Below are 18,814 nucleotides of genomic sequence, written 5' to 3'. Positions count from 1 at the left end.
GCCGATGTCCGGCGATCTACCGGCTGGCGCATCAGGTTGATTGCGAGTCAATTACAGGAACCATGCTGCCATAGCACAAATTTTGACGCCCCGTTGGGCCCCGGTTTGACCTGTGACAACAAGCCGTCAGGACTGCGGCAATGCTTCGATGATCACGAAGGCCTGCGCCAATGGAAAATCATCTGTTATTGTCAAATGGATGGCACACACCATACCGGCGGGCGTCATTTTCTCCAACCGTTCGGCGGCACCACCGCTCAATCGCATCGTAGGCTTGCCGCCGGGAAGATTGACCACTCCCATGTCCCGCCAGAACACGCCCTGCGACAAGCCTGTACCCAGCGCCTTGGAACAGGCTTCTTTGGCGGCGAACCGCTTGGCGTAAGAGGCCGCCCGCAGCGCCCTGCGATCCGATTTGGATCGCTCCACCTCGGTAAAACAGCGGTTGGTAAAGCGCTCGCCATGGCGCTCAAGTGTCTTTTCAATCCGTCTGATATCAATAAGATCGCTGCCAATTCCGATGATCACGCGCGCTTCGCTCCGTCCGATTTTCTATCGGCGCGCGCTGCCGCGATTTCCCGGATCCGGGCCTTGGCGCGCGCAGCCAGTCGGGATTTTCTGCGTGTCTGAAACACCCGGACCCCCCAATAGGTCAGAATGTAAAATCCGACGGCGGTGATGATACCTGGCGGAATTGCGCCGATCAGCATCGGCTTGAGAACCGGATCCCACAACTGGCTGACATCGAGATGCCGCAGCAATGCTTGCAGATCAACATGCTTTTGGTGAACACCCGTCTCGATGCCAATCAGCAGATTGCCGATTTTGAGTGTCAGAGCCCAGATGAACGGGAACGAGATCGGATTGCCGAAACCGGTGCCGATCGCGGCGGCCATCATATTGCCGGCCAAGGCGTAGGAAAGCGCGAAAGCCAGAACGAAATGAAACCCCAGCAAGGGCGTCCAGGACGCGAAAACACCGGCAGCCACACCGGCGGCAATGGCATGGGGCGTTGCGGTCAATCGCAACACGCGCTTGATGAAATATTGAAACGACCGGCCAAAAGATCTCCTTGGCCAGAGCGCGGTGCGCATCCGGTCAAAAAATCCCTCTGGTTTTCGGCGGCGAAACAACATCTGGGTGTCCGTATATAGCTCGGTTTGTGTCAACCCTAAGTCATTTCAGCAAAAAATTGCTGTGGCAGACATTCATGCTCGGTCTCTGGGTACAACCATGCCAGACAACAGCGAAGAACTGGTAAAGACCCTCCTCGCATTCTCATACCCGGCAGCGTCAGGAGGTGACCCTGCAGGCTTCCCTTCCTTGGGTCTGCGGGAAAGCAACTCCGCCTACTCGTAGATTCGCTCGATCGTGGAGACTGATCCCAGCCCCTTGAGTTGCGTAATCAGCTGATTGAGGTGCTTGAGGTCCCAAACCTGCAGATCGATAAGCATTTCGGTGAAGTCCGCTGCGACGCGCACCATCGACAGGTTTTGAATATTGGTCTCGCTGGTCGCAATCATTTGCGCCACGTCGGCCAATGTTCCAGGCGCATTGATCGCAGTCACCTGAATGCGCGCAGGAAACCGATTCTTGTTGTTCTCGTCAATGTCCCAACGAATATCGACCCACCGTTGCGGTTCATCATCGAACTTGGTCAGCCCCGGAGATTGGATCGGATAGATGGTGATTCCGGCGCCCGGCTCCAGAATGCCGACGATCCGGTCGCCCGGAACTGCGCCGCCTGGGCCGAAACGCACCACAGCATTGTCGTCCATTCCCCTGATCGGCATGGCATCCATGTCCGGATCACCGCCGTGCCGGCGCGATGCCTTGGCGGGTTTTTGGGCTTTGTTGAGCCCCGGCAGCTTGAAAATAAGCCCTGCCGCGCTGCGCAGATTGAACCAGCCCTCGTCGGCTGGCTTGCGCGGAGAAACCCGCGTCTCCTGATGGTTGGGGTAAACTGCGCGAATCACATCCTCGGAAATCAGCTCGCCGCGCCCGACAGCTGCCAGCATGTCATCGACTTCCTTGTGGCCCAGCCGGTGAAGCACCGGCTTCAACCCTTCGCGGGACAGCGGTTTGCCGGCGCGGTTGAAGGTCCGCTCCAGAATACGCATGCCGAGGCCCGAATACTGCTTGCGCACAGCAGCTTTGGTGGCACGCCGGATTGCAGCCCGCGCCTTGCCGGTCACGACGATCTCTTCCCAGGCCGGCGGCGGCACCTGCACGCCCGAACGCAGGATTTCCACCTCGTCGCCATTGGCAAGCCGCGTCACCAGCGGCATGATCCGGCCGTTGATCTTGGCGCCAACACAGGTGTCGCCAACATCGGTATGCACCGCATAGGCAAAATCAATCGGCGTTGCCCCGCGCGGCAGCGCTATCAGTTGACCCTTGGGTGTGAAGCAGAACACCTGATCCTGGAACAGCTCCAGTTTGGTGTGTTCCAGAAAATCTTCGGGATTGTCACCAACCGACAGGGCTTCAATCGTCTGGCGAAGCCAGGAATAGGCACGCGAGTCCTTGGACAACAACTCTGCTTCGGCGTCGCTGGACGAGTCCTTGTAAAGCGCGTGCGCCGCCACCCCGCGTTCCGCAATGTCCTGCATCAGCCGGGTGCGGATCTGCAGCTCGACACGCTGACGTGACGGTCCGACAATCGTGGTGTGGATGGAGCGGTAGTCATTCTGCTTCGGCGTCGAAATATAGTCCTTGAAGCGTCCGGGCACCACCGACCAGCGCATGTGCACGATTCCCAGAGCCCGGTAACAATCAGCCTCGGTGTCAACGATGATCCGAAAGCCGAATACATCCGAGAGCTGCTCGAAAGACAGCGACTTGGACTGCATTTTTCGAAACACCGAATAGGTTTTTTTCTGCCGGCCCTTCACCTGGGCTTCCAGTCCCTGCTGCTGGAACAGCGACGACAGCTCGTCCTCAATCGTGTGAATCAGGTCTCGATTGCGTTCGGAGAGTTCCGCCAGTTTACCAGTGACCGTGTCATAGGCTTCGCGGTTGATGTTCTTGAAGGCGAGATCTTCAAGCTCCTCACGCATTTCCTGCATGCCCATACGCCCGGCCAGCGGCGCATAGATATCCATGGTTTCTTCGGCAATGCGGGCCCGTTTTTCGGGCGGCACATGCTCGAGCGTACGCATATTGTGCAGCCGGTCGGCGAGCTTGACCAAAAGCACCCGAACATCATCGGATATGGCCAGCAGCAGTTTTCTGAGGTTCTCCGCCTGCTTGGCCCGCTTGCTGACAAGGTCGAGCTTCTTGATCTTGGTCAGCCCTTCGACCAGCCTGCCGATGTCCTCGCCGAACAATTCATCAATCTCAGCCCGTGTGGCGGAGGTATCTTCAATGGTGTCATGCAAAAGCCCGACCGCGATGGTCGCTTCATCAAGCCGCATTTCGGTCAGGATCGCAGCAACCTCCAACGGATGGGAGATGTAGGGGTCACCGCTGGCGCGCATCTGTTTGCCATGCTTCTGCATGGCGTAGACATAGGCCTTGTTGAGCAGCGCCACGTTGGCGTCCGGCTTGTATTTTTGCACGCGCTCCACGAGCTCGTACTGACGCATCATCGCAATGGTACTCCAAAACAAGAAAATGCGCCGAATCGAACGACCGGCGCATTGTTTAGCATCAGCTGTCTATCGGCACCTGGGTCGGTTCCCGCCAATTCAACACAAATCAGCGGGCTTTCGACCTGATGCCTAATAGTCGTCGCTTTTTTCCGGCGGCACAAGCCCTTCGATACCAGCGAGCAGGTCTTCTTCGGACATCGTGCCGAACGAAACCGACTCCGGCTGGTCGTCTTCGGCCGCTGTTGCTTCCACAGCGTCGCCAGACGGGATGAACTGAGACGGATCGGGCTCCGGCTCATCAACTTCAACATGCTTTTGCAGCGAGTGAATCAGGTCTTCCTTGAGATCGCCGGGCGACAGCGTCTCATCCGCAATTTCGCGCAAGGCAACGACAGGGTTCTTGTCGTTGTCGCGGTCGATCGTGATCTGACCGCCCTGCGAAATCTGGCGAGCGCGATGGCTGGCAAGGAGAACCAGTTCAAAACGGTTATCAACTTTGTCAATGCAATCTTCGACTGTGACGCGGGCCATTGCCTGTCCTTTACAAACTGCTATGGGGAGGTTGGCCCTGCGATAAACACATTGTGTGGCTAATTCAAGTCTTTTGGATCAATCCTCATCGTTTAAAAACGCAATTCCGCAAGCTGTCATGGAACTAGAGTCTTATCGAGGGGTTGTACCAGTGAAAAATTGGCAAGATGTGACACTTGAAAAATGAGACGACGCGCAGCATCTGATATCACATCAAGAGAGCAGATATCATCTTAATGCGGCCCTTTGAAATCGGCTCGTGACATTGAGTGGTAACGGGCTGGTTCGTTAGCGAGCCGAACTTGCCGATTAGGCCTGCCAAGGTCAAAAAACGTTCATTGCAGTTATTTAGAAGGAGATTGAAGTGTTTGATCCAAGAGAGAAAATTGCATTGTTTATTGACGGGGCGAATCTGTATGCCGCGTCGAAAAGCCTGAATTTTGATATTGACTACAGAAAGCTTCTCAAGGCCTTCCATTCTCGCGGTTACCTCCTGCGCGCCTATTATTACACCGCGCTGATCGAAGATCAGGAGTATTCGTCGATCCGTCCGCTGATCGACTGGCTTGATTACAACGGCTACAAGGTCGTCACCAAGCCGGCCAAGGAATTCACCGACTCCATGGGACGCCGCAAGATCAAGGGCAACATGGACATCGAATTGGCGATTGACGCCATGGAACAGTCCGATGTGGTCGACCACCTGGTGATCTTCTCGGGCGACGGCGATTTCACCTCGCTGGTCGAAGCGCTTCAACGCAAGGGACGCAAGGTGACCGTGGTTTCCTCACTCTCATCACAGCCGCCGATGATTGCCGACGACCTGCGCCGCCAGGCGGACTATTTCATTGAATTGAGCAGCCTGAAATCGGAAATTGGCCGTGATCCTTCCGAACGCCCGATGCGGACTACCGCACCGGCAGAGGATGACGAAGACGATTTTGACGATTGACGGGAAACCAGAACCGCTCGACACCGTGTTTGAAACGATGCCGAGCGGTTTGAATGGTCAATCATGGGGCGTGACAATTTCGGTCTAGCCGCGATCGCGTAACAGCCGGGATTTGTCGCGGTTCCAGTCGCGTTCCTTTTGGGTCTGGCGCTTGTCGTGCAGTTTCTTGCCCTTTGCCAGAGCCAGTTGCAGCTTGGCTATTCCCTTGTCGTTAAAGTAGATCTTCAACGGCACCAGGGTCATGCCGTCACGCTGCACAGCCTGGCCCAGCCGCCCGATTTCCCGCGCCTTGACCAGAATCTTGCGCCGCCGCCGCGGTTCATGATTGAACTGGTGGGCCTGCAGATATTCCGGCACATAGGAATTGATCAGCCACATCTCCCCGCCTTCTTCATTGGCATAGGAGTCTGCGATGTTGGCCTTGCCTTCGCGAAGTGATTTCACTTCGGTTCCGGTCAGAACCAAACCTGTTTCGAAGGTTTCGACAATTTCGAAGTTGAACCGCGCCTTGCGGTTTTCAGCTACGATCTTGCCGTATTGCGACTTGTCATCTTTTTTCGGAGCCATGATCAGACGGCCACGCCCGCCTGAGCCAGCGCAGCGTCCAGAAGCGCCGCTGTCTTGGGCTCAACCGTGGTCAAAGGCGATCTGACGACATTCTTGATAAAGCCCATCTTGGACAGGCAGTATTTAACACCCGCCACGCCGGGTTCGGCAAAGATTGCCTTGTGCAGCGGCATCACTCTGTCGAGCATCGTCAACGCGGTGGCGTAATCACCTCGTAGCGTCGCTTCCTGAAACTCGGCGCAGTGCTGCGGCATTACGTTGGCAGTGACTGAAATGCAGCCAACTCCGCCATGGGCGTTGAAACCCAGCGCCGTCGGGTCTTCTCCGGAAAGCTGCACGAAATCCTTGCCGCTCGCCATGCGCTGTTCGGGCACCCGGGCAAGATTGCCTGTGGCATCCTTGACGCCAATGATATTGGCAAAATCGCGGTTGAGCGCCGCCATTGTCTCCACCGACATATCGATGACCGACCGGGGTGGAATATTGTAGATGATGATTGGCAGCTTGGTTGCCTCGGCCACCGCCTTGAAGTGCTGATAAAGCCCCTTCTGCGTCGGCTTGTTGTAGTAAGGCGTCACCACCAGCACCGCATCGGCGCCTGCCTGTTCGGCGTGAACCGCAAGCTCGATGGATTCCGTCGTGTTGTTTGATCCTGCACCGGCGATCACCGGAACCCGGCCTGCAGCAACCTCAACGCACAGTTCCACCACCCGCCTGTGTTCGGCGTGGGAGAGCGTCGGCGATTCCCCGGTCGTGCCCACGGGCACAAGCCCGGTGCTACCGGCTTTGATCATCCGCTCGACATGGCTCGCAAAGCCATCCTCATCCACCGCGCCATTTTCGGTGAAAGGGGTAATGAGGGCCGGAAGGGAACCCTTGAACATGCTGATCTCCAAAAACTGTCGCTCCACGCCACAAGGACACGGTTCATCATCTGTCCCTGAGCCGATACAGGAAATCGGCGCTGCCGAAAAGCCTTGCGCGACATCAACACGCGCTTTTGCGCGCAATCAGCCGCTAGATCGCTCAATCGAAGCGAACCGCCGCAGATTACCCGCAATTGTAGCTGCATATTGCATTCAAGCAAAGCTGATAAGCTTTTGTTAACTCTTGCTTCACCGGCCGCTGATAGAATCTGGCAGGGGTTTGGCGGCGCGGACGCTTCCAAGAGAGAAGTGGTTCCCCGAAAGCACACAGGGACATCAGGTCGAACGGAACGTCATCATGTCGAAGATCACTCTAGTCACGCTGTTCACGCTTTCCGCAGTGGTTGCCACACTCACCACAGCAGCACCGCTGCCAACCAATGCGATCCCCCTGCCCGTCCCAAAGCCCGGCGTCGTCAGTTCCGAGACCACGGCGGCCATCCTGAAGTCCAACATGACAGCGTCCGCAAGCCTTGAGCTCAAGGCGGGGCTTGAGGCGCTTGGCGACAAGGATGCCGCCAGGGCCCGGACCATCCGGGATTCCATGACGCGCAACACGCTTGATCATCATATCCTCACTTGGGCGATAGCAGTGTCCGGTCTGGAAGGTGTGCCATCAGGCGAAATCGCTCTCGCGGCAACCGAACTGAAGGGTTGGCCCGGCCTCACATCGCTGCGCCAGTTGTCAGAACGCGCCCTGTTTTACGAAAAACCCGTTGCGGCAAAGGTACTCGCGGCCTTTGGCAATACGTTACCCGAGACCGCCAAGGGCGCCATCGCGCTGATCAGGGCCCTGAAGTCCTCCGGCGACACACAGCGCGCCGGCACACTTGCCTCGACCGTCTGGCGCACGCTCATCATGGACAATCAGGACGCCAAGGTTTTCCTCAGTGAATTCGACGGCTTGCTGGACAAGGGCGATCATCTGCGGCGCATGGAGATGCTGCTTTACCGCGACCACGTCAACGACGCCAAACCACTTTCGCAAAAGGCCGAAGCCCAGTCGCTGTACCGGGCCTGGGCGGCGGTGATTACAAATCCGGCCAAGGCTGCCGGCGCCATCGCCGCAGTCGACAAATCCTGGCACGACAAGCCGTCCTACCTTTACCTGCGCATAAAGCACCTGCGCGAACTCGAGCGCGACAAGGAGGCTGCCGCGTTGCTTGCCAAAATGCCGCGTGACCGCGCCACCCTTGTGGATCCCGATGAATGGTGGATCGAAGCCCGGGTGGTCAGCCGTGGTCTTTATGAAAAAGGCGATGCCAAGACCGCCTACCGCCTGGCCGCAGCGCATCTGGCGCAAAGCCCGGAGGAATTCGCCGAAGCTGAATTTCATGCCGGCTGGTATGCCTTGAGAGGCCTCAAGGACGCCAAGACGGCAGCGAAACATTTTGCTGCCATTCTAAGCGTCGCCAATGGCCAGATTTCCAAGGCTCGCGCCCATTACTGGCTGGGCCGCGCCGCCGAAGCCGGCGGCGGCGGAAAATCCTCGGATTTCTACGCGCTCGCCGCACAATTTCCCTCGACATTCTACGGGCAACTGGCGAACGCCAAACTCAACCGCAAATCCCTCAACATCGCCTATCCGTCACCGTCGGATCAGGACCGTGTCCGGTTTGCCAGCCGGGAGGCCGTCAGAGCTATTCGCAAGCTCGAAGACGCAGGCTACGACTGGCGTGCCGACACACTCTATCGCGGGCTCGCCGCCGAACTCGACAGCCCAGGTGAATTGGCGATCCTCGCCGCCCTGGCCGAAAAACGCGGCGATCACCGGGTTTCCCTGCAGGTCGGCAAGATCGCCTGGAACCGTGGGCTCGATGTCGCAGCTCTCGCCTATCCGCTGGGCGCAGTGCCTGCCAGCGCCAATATTGCCGGAGCAGGCAAGGCGCTTGCCTACTCGATTGCCCGCCAGGAAAGCGCTTTCAACACTGCAGCCGTGTCTCCAGCCAATGCTCGCGGGCTGCTGCAGATCCTGCCAGGCACCGCCAAGGGTGTGGCAGCAAGGCATGGCCTGCCCTTTTCGCAGAACCGCCTGACCACGGATGCCGGATACAATGCGACGCTGGGCGCGCATTTTCTTGGTGAGCAGATCAGCAAATTTGGCGGCTCCTACATTCTCACCTTCATTGCCTACAACGCTGGTCCGCGCCGGGTATCGCAATGGATAGAGCGGCTCGGCGATCCGAGAGGCCGTTCGCTCGACGAGGTGATTGACTGGATCGAGATGATCCCGTTCACCGAGACCCGGCATTATGTGCAGCGGGTGATGGAAAACTATCAGGTCTACAAGGCGCGTCTGGGACAAACCGCCAGCATCGAAGACGATCTCCGCTTCGGCCGTCGATGAGCCCTGTCGCATGCCCCCCCAAATGCGCTATAGGCTTGGAACCACTCCGGAATGAACCAGAGCTGCAGTTCTGAACGCGCTCCTGGGTTCAAAACGGCGCTGCGGCCTTTGGCGAGACAGCAATAAGATCAGGATTTGACTATGGCGGATGACAAGACCGGCACGACCGAAAACAAGACGAACGGTGGTGGCTGCAACGACGTGTACTTTTCGGCCAGCGACGGGTTGCGTCTGCATGCCTGCGACTATGGCCGCCACAACCCCGCCACCCGCGATCGCCTGCCTGTGGTCTGCCTGCCCGGCTTGACCCGCAATACCCGTGACTTTCATGATCTTGCGCTGCTGCTGTCGGGTGACGAAACCGCACCGCGACGCGTGGTCAGCTTTGATTATCGCGGCCGCGGCCAGTCCGCCTGGGACAAGGATCCGGCTCACTACACCATCGTTATCGAAGCCGAGGATGTGCTCAGCGGCATGGCCGCTCTGGGCTTGGAGCATGCCATTTTCATCGGCACTTCCCGCGGCGGCCTGATCATGCATGTGCTCGCGGCCATGCGCCCCGGCGTCATGGCGGCTGGCGTCCTCAATGACATCGGCCCGGTGATTGAAGGTGCAGGCCTGGTTCAGATCAAGGCCTATCTGTCACGGGCATCCATGCCGAAGAGCTGGGCAGAGGCTGCCGAAAATCTCGCGAGCGCCCATTCCAAGGCCTTCTCCGTGCTCACTGCGCAGGATTGGGAAGACTTTGCCCGCGCCATTTTCGTCGAGAAGAACGGCAAGCTGGTGCCCGACTACGATCCGGCCTTGCTTGACGGGCTCAAGGGCGTTGATCTCAACACGCCGCTGCCGACATTGTGGCCGCAATTCGAAGGCCTTGGCGGCATGCCTCTGATGGCGCTGCGCGGCGAGCACTCGACATTGCTCTCAACCGAGACACTCATCGAAATGAAAAACCGTGTCCCGGCTCTGCAGACCACCACAATTCGCGGTCAGGGACATGCGCCGATCCTGCATCTCTCGGGCATTCCGGAAATCCTGAGCAAGTTCTTCGCGTCCGTGGACAAGCAGCGGCGTCACTGAGGCGCGTCTGACCATATTGCCGCCCCCGATACTGGGGCGGCAATCAGACTATCGCTCGATGGTGTGGACTACGCTTTACCGCCGCTTTTGGGTTTTCTGGCTGGGGAACTGGCGACCTCGCCCCTGGCGACACGCTTGGAGAATTCCGTAGCCTCGCCCTTGGCCAGCTTCTTGGCCTGACTGACCCAATCCTCGCGCTCGATGCGGCCGGCAAACGACAGTTGCTCGGCAAAATCAGCCTGTTCTTTCTTGGTCCACACCGCGATCTGCGCAAAACTGTTGATCCCGGCAGCATTGAGCTTGGCTTCAAGCGCCGGACCTACGCCCTTGATCTGCTTGAGATTATCTGGAACTGCCGCCGCCACTGGTTTGGCTTTCGCCGCTTTGGGCTTTGCCGCGGCTTTTGGCTTAGCCGTTGCTGGTTTTCCAGCTGCTGACTTCGCGGCGGCAGGTGTTTCTGCCTTCGCATCGGCGGCCGTTGCCTTTGCCTTGCGTGGCTTGGAAGCGGCAACCGGCTTTGAGGCTGTAGACGCGGCAGAGGATTTGCTGGCTGCCGGTTTGGACGCTGCAGCTTTGGTGGTCTTGGGCTTAGCAGATTTGGCCTTGGCCGGCATTTTCACCGCAGCAGGCGTCGCCTCCGCTACCGCAGGTGCTGCTGGAGCCGCTGTCTTGGTATCTGCCGCCGGCGTTGCTGCAAGAGAGGAAGCCGGTTGCGGTGTGCTTGATGGCTCATAATGCGGGGTGGGGGCAGCAAGCTCGGAAGCAGCTCCTGTTCTTGCCGCGCCTTCATGGGAAACCGCGCCCGCAGCTCCGGAGTGATGCGCGGCGCCGCTGATCTTGCGACCCTTGAGCCAGCACCCGAACAGGCATCCCAATCCAAACGCAACAGCTACCAAAACCACCGTTTGTACAAAAAACATAATCATTCCCCCTGAAACACCGAATGTGCGCCACGTCCGTTTGGACGCGTTCAGCGCACCCGGCCATTTTGTTTGCCGCCCACTCTGTCGCGATCAACCGCTATCGGCTTCCCGAACTATGTGATGGTCGATCCGGCTGTCAGGCCCTCTTGTTGCCGCATGTCTTCCAGCCCACGAAAGAGCCGATAACAAACGCGCACAACAGCCAGAACCAAAGATGCGAAATCATATACCACATGCTGACCTCCCGGGACACAAGGCCCGCTAGTTGAGAACGCGGAACTCGATTCGGCGATTGGCCGCCTTGCCCGCGTCGGTTTCATTGCTTTCCACCGGTTTGCTTTCGCCGTAACCAATGGCCGTCATGCGATCCGCCGCAACACCGGCGGCAATCATGAATGCAAGAACTGACTTCGCCCGGCGCTCGGACAAATCGAGATTGGCCACCTCAGCGCCATCGGAATCGGTATGACCGGATATTTCCAGTTGCGCCTGACCACATTGCCGCGCAACGAAAGCCACGTGATCCAGAAACCCGTAGGAATGATCCTGAATTGCTGCCTCTGCCGTTTCAAACAGCACGTTGTTTGTCGCCACAAGCCTGTTAAGTTCGGCCTGGCAGTCGGAAACCTGCAAGGATGCCTCCGGCGTGGGAGCAAGATCCATGCTCGACTGCCCCTCGAATCCCTGCGGCAACCCTTCTTCCAGAAGCCGGGCAGTGTCATCCAGGGCAACTTGGCTCAAAGCTGCCCCCTGCACGATCACGGCCTGATCCTCGACCCGGGTCTCCGCGTTATCATCCAGCCGGCTAAGCGCCTGCAGAGCAGTCAACACCGCAGTTTCAAATCCATCCGGCGCACCGGCTCCAATATTCTGGGAGTCGATGATTTGCAGCGCACCGAATTTCAAATGGGCAATTTCCAAGATCCTGGCGCGAACCGCCTCACTGGGCAGCACCCCCGACAGTGAAACCGCCTCGCCATCCCGCGTTGCCGTCCAGACATATGGTGAAGCGACCGCCACCCCGATATCGGCGGTGCCGAGAACCAGGCCGCTGGACAACCCCGTAGCAAGCATTTCCTGAATTTGCCGGAAAGCCTGACCGTCAACCGCCTGCCCCGACACATCGAGAACTTTGCCACGAATCGAAACTGTGCCTCCGTTCAAATGAGACACAATTGCCAACGCTTCAGCCGTCGCAGCATTCCAATCCATTCCGGATGGAACACCGGATGCAAACCGCATCAAATCGGTGACTGGCCTGTCCTGAGCTGACGCTTTTGCCGTGGCCAGAATACCGTCGCGTGTGACAGCATCAGGCGCATAGCCGCTCAATTCCATCCCGTCCGCGGATATTGACGCCGACCAATTATAGTCCCCTGACACCGCAGCAGGCATTATGTTGACAGATTCCAGAACACCACCAGAGGGAAGCGGCGCGGAAAGTGCCGCCAACGCGGCTTGGTGGTCATCAGGGTTGAGCGCCTGCCCCGAAACCCGCAGAGAATAATCGGTGAGTTCAAAAGATCCGGTTGAAAACCGTGTAAACGCCGACAGTCCATAGGTCACCAGATCAACCAGGCCATCAGGCGCCCCGCGCGCCAGTTTCATCTGGTCTGAAACAGCGATTCCCGGAAGCAGATTGCTCAGCCCGGCCAATATGTTAGCTCGGGCAGATTCATTGGGAACAAATCCGCTCAAGACCAGTCCATCGACGTTCTTTTCGACGGTGAGGCGAAAGGGCTTTTCTTCAGGCAACAAGGTGGAATTGTCGCTGGCGACACGAACGCCATAGGTGGTCCGGACAGTCTTGAGAGCACGGGATTGGCTATCTTTGTCGGGCGCCAGGCCGGTGAGGATCAGATCGCGGCCTTTGAGCGACACTTGCGCCCAGGCATTGTCCTGTCGAAGTGCTGCCAAGGCTCGGGATTTCAGATCCGCTTCGACCACACCAGCTTGAAACCAGATCGCCAGCGCTGTGAGGCAGGCCACCGCAGCCAGTCCAGGCCATATCCAAAGCTTCCAATTGTACATGAAGTCTCCGCCAAAATGATACTGTGCGCAAATCTAGCACCCTTGTAACGGACTGACCAAGTCAAAAGCGGACCGGACCGCCCGCCACAGAACATAGAACGCGGTCGAGCTGAAATCCGGACACAAAAAAACCCGGCAGCCTGAGCTGCCGGGTTCTATCAGATCAAACCGAGGTTTGATTAGAACGAGCGCTGTACGCGACCGTAGAAGCCGAATGCGTCGTTGACGCCATCGTCAGCCCAAACAACTTCAGGAGTGACAACCAGGCCCGGAACAACAGTGTAGTTCAGGTTACCGACAACTGACCAAGCGTCGTCAACGAGAGCAACATTGCTGTCGATCCACTGAGCCTGCATATTGAAGGTCAGACGGTCGGAAGCCTTGTACGAACCACCACCGATAACCGAGAGGGTATCGTCAGTAGCAAGACCGCTACCAGGAAGACCGTTGCCCCAAGTGGTGTACCCCGAGGAATTTTCGCCATACATGATCATCGCGAACAGGGAAGCCTGATCATTGATGGTCACGTCTGCACGAAGCTTGGCAGCATAACCGCCACGGACGGTGAGACCGATGTCATCACGTGTGTCGAAGCCGACAACAGCGCTGACATCGAACATGCCTGCATTGTAGCCAACACCACCGACAACATGCGGCATGTAGTCGTCAATGCCCCAAGTGCCGTTGGTTGTGCCGTCGTCGCTAACGCCCTGCTCAACAGCAAGAGCAGCGCGGAAAGCGCCGCCGTTATATGTGTAGCTGATCAGGTTTGTGTCGAAAGGACCGTACGAACCATCGTTGATGACTGCGCCGGCATAACCGGTGAAAGTCGTGAACAGGGATTCGTCCTTACCAACGCGGAGGCCACCGAGCTGGATCCAGGCAAAGTTGACCGAGAATTCGTTTGCATTGTTGTAGCCTGCAGGCACCAGACCAACAAAATTCTGGTTGGTATCATACTGCCAGCGTGTTTCAACGTATGTGCGCAGGGTGCCCATTTCGGTTTCCGAAGCGGTCGAAACGCGGAATGAGAAACGAGCGCGCTTGAAATATGTGTCATCGCCAGTCGTTGTTCTGATCGAGAACAGATCGCCAGCGCCGACGTCATAACGGACATAACCATGGATGCGCAGGCAAGTTTCTGTGCCTGGGATGTAGAAGTAGCCGGTGCCGAAAGCGTCGCAAACGCGAACGTATTCAACAGGTTCTGGCTCAGCTGCAACGATAGCGTCTGCAGCGCGTGCGCCGGATACAGCAACGAGTGCTGCTGCGGAGCCGAGGAGAAGGCTCTTAATGTTCATTTCTGACCTCCAGTCAAAAGTTAGTACGGTCTGGGTTGTCGCTGAAGGACAGTATTTCTGTCCCATCCCCACAATGGAAGAAGACAATCGGTTATCCGTCATGGCTTCGAGAGTGAACATACTCACCAGCGCGGGCCGCGCAACGCTGATCACACTGCCTGAGGCGTTCCCGCCCCGCCTTCACATTGCCCTGTTGCACAAATGACACGAAATCAGCGCCGAACTCTGGTTTTGTTCATCTCTTGTTAGGGAATTCGCGGCTTTGCGACGTCAAAATCTGGATCTGGACACCGTGATTCATCGCAGCTGCCGGGGATTCGGGATGGAATCAACAGGAATCCATGACTCATCCGGCGCTGGGCCCGGTAATCATTGCTGGTGCAGCGCGAATCCCCATCGGTCCCGGATGCCTGCGATTTAGGAGGCCCACAAGCAGCCTCCCCTCGATGAAAACAGCCTCCCTATATATAGGGGCGTAAATGTCCTCCCTTTATGTGAGTTGGGCGAGTGCTGCTGACCGGATGCCCTCGCCGCATTTCCGACTTGGCAATTCTGTTTAGGCACCCGCTCAAATCGGCAGATTCGTCCGAATTGAAGGCCAGGACCGTTGTCACTCCATCATGATGACAACTCTGAATTACTCCTGGATCGCTTTGATAGAATAATATTAATCTAGCAATAACAATTAGATAGACGTTCAGGAGTGCCTACCGTTTGTCTTTTGACTGGAGGTCAGAAATGAACATTAAGAGCCTTCTCCTCGGCTCCGCAGCGGCACTCGTTGCTGTATCCGGCGCACGCGCTGCAGACGCTATCGTTGCAGCTGAGCCAGAACCCGTTGAATACGTCCGCGTTTGCGACGCTTTCGGCACCGGCTACTTCTACATCCCGGGCACAGAAACTTGCCTGCGCATCCACGGCTATGTCCGTTACGACATCGGCGCTGGCGATCTCTTCGCAGTTCAGAGCGCAACAGGCGAAGACACATATTTCAAGCGCGCTCGTTTCTCGTTCCGCGTTTCAACCGCTTCGGAAACCGAACTCGGTACCCTGCGCACATACGTTGAAACACGCTGGCAGTATGACACCAACAACGCATCAAACGCTGCTCAGAACCTGCCTAACACCCTGCGCGGCTACACCAACGACAATGAATTCACGGTCAACTTTGCCTGGATCCAGCTCGGTGGTCTGCGCGTTGGTAAAGACGAATCGCTGTTCACGACCTTCACCGGTTATGCTGGCGCAGTCATCAACGATGGTTCGTACGGTCCTTTCGACACAAACCTGATCAGCTACACCTATAACGGCGGTGCTTTCCGTGCCGCTATTGGCGTTGAGCAGGGCGTCTCCAGCGTTTACAACTTCGCAACCGACACATACACCGGTTGGGGCATTGACGATTACATGCCGCATGTTGTTGCAGGTGTTGGCTACAACGCAGGCATGTTCGATGTCAGCGCTGTTCTCGGCTACGACACACGCGAAGACTGGGTTTCGCCTGCTTTGACCCTGTTCCAGCGCGGCGGTTGGGCCGGTAAGATCCGTGCAGACGTAACCATCAATGATCAGGCTTCCCTGTTCGCAATGGTCATGTACGGTGAAAACACTTCGGCTTACACCACATGGGCTAACGGCGCAGCAACTGACGAAACTCTGTCGGTTATCGCTGGTGGTACGTACAAGGCTTCCGACAAGTTGGCTTTCAACACACAGATCCAGTGGGTCGACAGCAACACTCTTGCTGACGACGCTTGGACAGTTGTCGGTAACCTGAACTACACTGTTGTTCCTGGCCTGGTTGTCACTCCTGAAGTTGTTTGGGCTGACAATGGCGTCACCGACGCATTCGGCTTCTACGGTCGCGTACAGCGCTCGTTCTAATCAACAACAGTTTGAACCTGAAAATTTTAACCGGCGACCTCGGTCGCCGGTTCTTTAGTTTCGGCATGCACTGAAAGTATTTATGGCAGCCACATCGATTGATTTTGATTTTTCTACTGAATTCAACTACGACGGGCACATGAGCCCGGAAACACCAAGCCTGGAATCAGACACCACCTATTCGAGTGCAGCCCAAGCGAGCGCGAGTGAGCCGCCACGCCCTTCCGAACTTTGGCGCCAACATGCTGGTGCGCTTTGGGAAAATGGTCGCCACAAAGACAATTGTTACGCCTTTATTCATGAAATTGATGAGTTCATGTGGTTGCGAAAAATTGCAACCTATGATGATATGTTGATCGACAGACTCGTGGATTATTTTCGGGGAATCGGCAACAGAAACTCAACCATAAACCGCAAGCTTTCCGCGCTTTATCGCCTTCTGCGGAAAGCGGAGAGGAGCGGACAGATTACACGACTTCCGACCTATCTCCGATTACGTGAACGCAACTCTCGCGTGCGGTTTTTGACTGCCGAAGAAGAGGCGAAAATGTTTGGCAGCCTCGGCGCGCGCAGCCCTCATCATGAGCTTTTGTGCCGCTTTCTTGTCGACACAGGAGCCCGAATCGGTGAGGCGCTGGCACTCAAATGGGGCGATATCCACAACAACACCGCGACATTCTGGATTACCAAATCCGGCAAAAGCCGCTCTGTTCCGTTGACCGACCGTGCGGTCAAAGCCCTCGATCTGGCGCGCGGATTTGGTGGCAGCGGACCATTTTCCACAATTTCCTATCAAAATTTCAAATACAATTGGAACCAGGCACGCAAGGAAAACCACTTCACCGATGATCCTCATATGGTGCCGCATATTTTGCGCCACACCTGCGCCTCGCGCCTGGTTCAAGCGGGGATTGATCTCAGGCGGGTCCAGACTTTCCTTGGTCACCAGACCATTCAGATGACCCTGCGTTACGCCCATCTCGCAACCAATGACCTCGACCAGTGCGCCACCGCACTGAACGCAGCCAACATTGTTGCGGCCAGCAAATTGAAAGCATCTGCCAAAGCTTCCCCGCCGCCCCCGGTTGCGGCCAAACCCGCTCGAAAGCCGACATCAAAGAGCACCAAACCCAGCGCGAAAAAGTCGGTCGCGCCACGCTTGCCCAGCCAAGGTTCATCCGCGCCCGAGGCAATGCATGGCCAATGATGAATTCCTGCCTGAATTCCGGTTGATTACCCGGTCACGCTAGGGTATCAGACGGCAACGGAGAGGTGGCCGAGTGGTCGAAGGCGCTCCCCTGCTAAGGGAGTATACCAGAGATGGTATCGAGGGTTCGAATCCCTTCCTCTCCTCCATTACCCCAAAAACCTATGATTTCATTGAAATAACTGAATTGGTGCGCATTGAATCCGCACGACGGACCGCCTGAAATGGCCTGGCGCTTGCGATCATTGTGAACTCGAGAGAGTGCTGCCTCCTGTATGGCCAATTTCGAAGCTGAATTTGCGGTTTGAAGCGGCGGTGCAATGGAAATTTCCTGACAGTTGAAAGGGGCTTGCCCGGCAATCCCTTCATCTGCAGGTAAAGAGCATCACGATTACCAAGCCTGAGTGGCCAAATTCGGGTGCGCGGAGCTCCGAATGGCAGCTTAAACGAGTGAAAGCTTGAGTTGACGACCGACAATGGGTATCTGGTGATGACCGCAGGCGGACCCTCCGCAAGAGCAAGGCGCATAGCTGCATGACCCCAGATTTCCTCGTCACTCATTCCGGCGGCTTCCATGCCGACGAATTGCTCTCCAGCGTCATCCTGACCCGGCTTTTCCCGAAGGCGCTGGTGGTGCGCAGCCGGGCGCCTGAGTGGATCACCCCTGCTGAAGATCGCATCATTTATGATGTCGGCGGCGCCTATGATGCCGATGCGCGGATCTTTGATCACCACCAGCGCGGCGCACCGTTGCGCGAGGATGGGCAGCCCTTCAGCTCGTTCGGCTTGATCTGGAAACATTATGGCCGTGACTATCTTGCTGCCACGGGGCTTCCGGATGCTCATATCGAAACGGTCCACGGCGCTTTCGACGCCAGCTTCGTCTTGCCGATAGATCTGATGGACAATGGCGCCATGAGCCCCTCTATTGCGGGGCCTCTGGCAGTGCTGACATTGCCTGTTCTGCTTGAAACACTGAAGCCGGTCTTCGACGAGCCGGATCCGGAGGCGCTGGAGCGTGCGTTTCACGCAGCGCTGGCTATTGCACGGAGTTTTCTGGAGGCCAGGATCGCCGGAAGTGCGGCAAAGCTGCGCGCCGAGGACATCGTGCTCAAGGCGATCGCCGATGCGGGACAGTCGCAAGTTCTGGAATTGCCGATGGGCATGCCGTTCCGTTCAGCCGTGATGAAATCCGGCGCAGATCATCTGCTGTTCGTGGTCCACCCGCGCGACAAGGATTGGTGCCTCACCGGTATCCGTCGCGCCGATGAGGGGTTCGAACTGCGCGCAGACCTGCCTGCAGCCTGGGCTGGCTTGTCAAATGGTGATCTGGAGGCGGCTTGCGGCATTGAAGGCGCAAGTTTCTGCCACAATGGCCGCTTCATCGCCGCAGCAAAGACCCGCGAAGCATCGCTCGCCATGGCCGAACTGGCAGTCAGCGAAGCCGTCGCGACCGTATAGGATCAAACAAC

General features: G+C 57.2%; 15 protein-coding genes and 1 tRNA gene. 7 read left to right on the top strand and 9 right to left on the bottom strand.

Annotated elements, in window-relative coordinates:
* Nucleotides 1-126: 126 nt before the first annotated feature.
* From acpS to rpoZ, 4 genes are all read right to left on the bottom strand, one after another.
* Complete coding sequence (acpS, locus tag IMCC20628_RS05705) at nt 127-528, bottom strand: holo-ACP synthase (protein ID WP_047029417.1); 402 nt, start codon at nt 526-528, stop codon at nt 127-129.
* Complete coding sequence (locus tag IMCC20628_RS05700) at nt 525-1,136, bottom strand: DUF2062 domain-containing protein (RefSeq protein WP_047029416.1); 612 nt, start codon at nt 1,134-1,136, stop codon at nt 525-527. Before IMCC20628_RS05700 ends, acpS begins: the two co-directional genes overlap by 4 nt.
* Before the next feature lie 213 nt (nt 1,137-1,349).
* Nucleotides 1,350-3,590: a bifunctional (p)ppGpp synthetase/guanosine-3',5'-bis(diphosphate) 3'-pyrophosphohydrolase gene (locus tag IMCC20628_RS05695; protein ID WP_047029415.1), complete on the bottom strand. Its 2,241-nt coding sequence runs from the start codon at nt 3,588-3,590 to the stop codon at nt 1,350-1,352.
* 132 nt (nt 3,591-3,722) lie between these two features.
* The gene (gene rpoZ / locus IMCC20628_RS05690) at nt 3,723-4,124 is read right to left on the bottom strand and encodes a DNA-directed RNA polymerase subunit omega (protein WP_047029414.1); all 402 of its coding nucleotides are present in this window, start codon (nt 4,122-4,124) and stop codon (nt 3,723-3,725) included.
* A gap of 364 nt (nt 4,125-4,488) precedes the next feature.
* Here rpoZ and IMCC20628_RS05685 point away from each other — a divergent pair, with 364 nt between their 5' ends.
* Nucleotides 4,489-5,076 carry an NYN domain-containing protein gene (locus IMCC20628_RS05685; protein WP_047029413.1) on the top strand — a complete coding sequence of 196 codons (588 nt, stop codon included), beginning with the start codon at nt 4,489-4,491 and terminating at the stop codon, nt 5,074-5,076.
* Between the two features lie 84 nt (nt 5,077-5,160).
* On the opposite strand, the gene smpB is transcribed toward IMCC20628_RS05685, so the two are convergent.
* Complete coding sequence (smpB, locus tag IMCC20628_RS05680; RefSeq protein WP_047029412.1) at nt 5,161-5,643, bottom strand: SsrA-binding protein SmpB; 483 nt, start codon at nt 5,641-5,643, stop codon at nt 5,161-5,163.
* Between the two features lie 2 nt (nt 5,644-5,645).
* The gene (gene dapA / locus IMCC20628_RS05675) at nt 5,646-6,527 is read right to left on the bottom strand and encodes a 4-hydroxy-tetrahydrodipicolinate synthase (RefSeq protein WP_047029411.1); all 882 of its coding nucleotides are present in this window, start codon (nt 6,525-6,527) and stop codon (nt 5,646-5,648) included.
* 340 nt (nt 6,528-6,867) lie between these two features.
* Here dapA and IMCC20628_RS05670 point away from each other — a divergent pair, with 340 nt between their 5' ends.
* Together IMCC20628_RS05670 and IMCC20628_RS05665 are read left to right on the top strand one after the other, a co-directional pair.
* The gene (locus IMCC20628_RS05670) at nt 6,868-8,916 is read left to right on the top strand and encodes a lytic transglycosylase domain-containing protein (protein ID WP_047029410.1); all 2,049 of its coding nucleotides are present in this window, start codon (nt 6,868-6,870) and stop codon (nt 8,914-8,916) included.
* Nucleotides 8,917-9,057: 141 nt separating this feature from the next.
* The gene (locus tag IMCC20628_RS05665) at nt 9,058-9,996 is read left to right on the top strand and encodes an alpha/beta hydrolase (protein ID WP_047029409.1); all 939 of its coding nucleotides are present in this window, start codon (nt 9,058-9,060) and stop codon (nt 9,994-9,996) included.
* 68 nt (nt 9,997-10,064) lie between these two features.
* Here the strand turns inward: IMCC20628_RS05665 and IMCC20628_RS05660 are convergent, their stop codons facing one another.
* The 3 genes from IMCC20628_RS05660 to IMCC20628_RS05650 form a co-directional block, all read right to left on the bottom strand.
* On the bottom strand, nt 10,065-10,916 hold the full coding sequence (locus IMCC20628_RS05660) for a hypothetical protein (protein ID WP_052766309.1): 852 nt from the start codon (nt 10,914-10,916) through the stop codon (nt 10,065-10,067).
* 264 nt (nt 10,917-11,180) lie between these two features.
* Nucleotides 11,181-12,950 (bottom strand): OmpA family protein, encoded by a 1,770-nt coding sequence (locus tag IMCC20628_RS05655; RefSeq protein WP_047029408.1) that lies wholly within the window; start codon nt 12,948-12,950, stop codon nt 11,181-11,183.
* Nucleotides 12,951-13,129: 179 nt separating this feature from the next.
* Complete coding sequence (locus IMCC20628_RS05650; RefSeq protein ID WP_047029407.1) at nt 13,130-14,251, bottom strand: porin; 1,122 nt, start codon at nt 14,249-14,251, stop codon at nt 13,130-13,132.
* A 738-nt stretch (nt 14,252-14,989) separates the two neighbouring features.
* Here IMCC20628_RS05650 and IMCC20628_RS05640 point away from each other — a divergent pair.
* The 4 genes from IMCC20628_RS05640 (at nt 14,990) to IMCC20628_RS05625 (ending at nt 18,803) form a co-directional block, all read left to right on the top strand.
* Nucleotides 14,990-16,135, top strand: a complete 1,146-nt coding sequence (locus IMCC20628_RS05640) for a porin (protein ID WP_047029405.1) — start codon at nt 14,990-14,992, stop codon at nt 16,133-16,135.
* Nucleotides 16,136-16,217: 82 nt separating this feature from the next.
* Nucleotides 16,218-17,342, top strand: a complete 1,125-nt coding sequence (locus IMCC20628_RS05635; RefSeq protein ID WP_052766308.1) for a site-specific integrase — start codon at nt 16,218-16,220, stop codon at nt 17,340-17,342.
* A gap of 59 nt (nt 17,343-17,401) precedes the next feature.
* Nucleotides 17,402-17,491: transfer RNA gene (locus IMCC20628_RS05630), tRNA-Ser, on the top strand.
* 385 nt (nt 17,492-17,876) lie between these two features.
* The gene (locus tag IMCC20628_RS05625; RefSeq protein ID WP_047029404.1) at nt 17,877-18,803 is read left to right on the top strand and encodes an MYG1 family protein; all 927 of its coding nucleotides are present in this window, start codon (nt 17,877-17,879) and stop codon (nt 18,801-18,803) included.
* Nucleotides 18,804-18,814 lie beyond the last annotated feature (11 nt).

This window comes from Hoeflea sp. IMCC20628 (genome assembly GCF_001011155.1).
GTDB lineage: Bacteria > Pseudomonadota > Alphaproteobacteria > Rhizobiales > Rhizobiaceae > Hoeflea.
Note: the sequence above shows the minus strand (reverse complement) of the source record. Positions and strands in the feature narration are given on the sequence as shown.

Excerpts from the sequence above, each read along its gene's own strand:
- IMCC20628_RS05700 (WP_047029416.1), bottom strand. The coding sequence starts at position 1,136 with ATGTTGTTTCGCCGCCGAAAACCAGAGGGATTTTTTGACCGGATGCGC.
- IMCC20628_RS05695 (WP_047029415.1), bottom strand. The coding sequence starts at position 3,590 with ATGATGCGTCAGTACGAGCTCGTGGAGCGCGTGCAAAAATACAAGCCG.
- rpoZ (WP_047029414.1), bottom strand. The coding sequence starts at position 4,124 with ATGGCCCGCGTCACAGTCGAAGATTGCATTGACAAAGTTGATAACCGT.
- smpB (WP_047029412.1), bottom strand. The coding sequence starts at position 5,643 with ATGGCTCCGAAAAAAGATGACAAGTCGCAATACGGCAAGATCGTAGCT.
- dapA (WP_047029411.1), bottom strand. The coding sequence starts at position 6,527 with ATGTTCAAGGGTTCCCTTCCGGCCCTCATTACCCCTTTCACCGAAAAT.
- IMCC20628_RS05670 (WP_047029410.1), top strand. The coding sequence starts at position 6,868 with ATGTCGAAGATCACTCTAGTCACGCTGTTCACGCTTTCCGCAGTGGTT.
- IMCC20628_RS05665 (WP_047029409.1), top strand. The coding sequence starts at position 9,058 with ATGGCGGATGACAAGACCGGCACGACCGAAAACAAGACGAACGGTGGT.
- IMCC20628_RS05660 (WP_052766309.1), bottom strand. The coding sequence starts at position 10,916 with ATGTTTTTTGTACAAACGGTGGTTTTGGTAGCTGTTGCGTTTGGATTG.
- IMCC20628_RS05655 (WP_047029408.1), bottom strand. The coding sequence starts at position 12,950 with ATGTACAATTGGAAGCTTTGGATATGGCCTGGACTGGCTGCGGTGGCC.
- IMCC20628_RS05650 (WP_047029407.1), bottom strand. The coding sequence starts at position 14,251 with ATGAACATTAAGAGCCTTCTCCTCGGCTCCGCAGCAGCACTCGTTGCT.
- IMCC20628_RS05640 (WP_047029405.1), top strand. The coding sequence starts at position 14,990 with ATGAACATTAAGAGCCTTCTCCTCGGCTCCGCAGCGGCACTCGTTGCT.
- IMCC20628_RS05635 (WP_052766308.1), top strand. The coding sequence starts at position 16,218 with ATGGCAGCCACATCGATTGATTTTGATTTTTCTACTGAATTCAACTAC.
- IMCC20628_RS05625 (WP_047029404.1), top strand. The coding sequence starts at position 17,877 with ATGACCCCAGATTTCCTCGTCACTCATTCCGGCGGCTTCCATGCCGAC.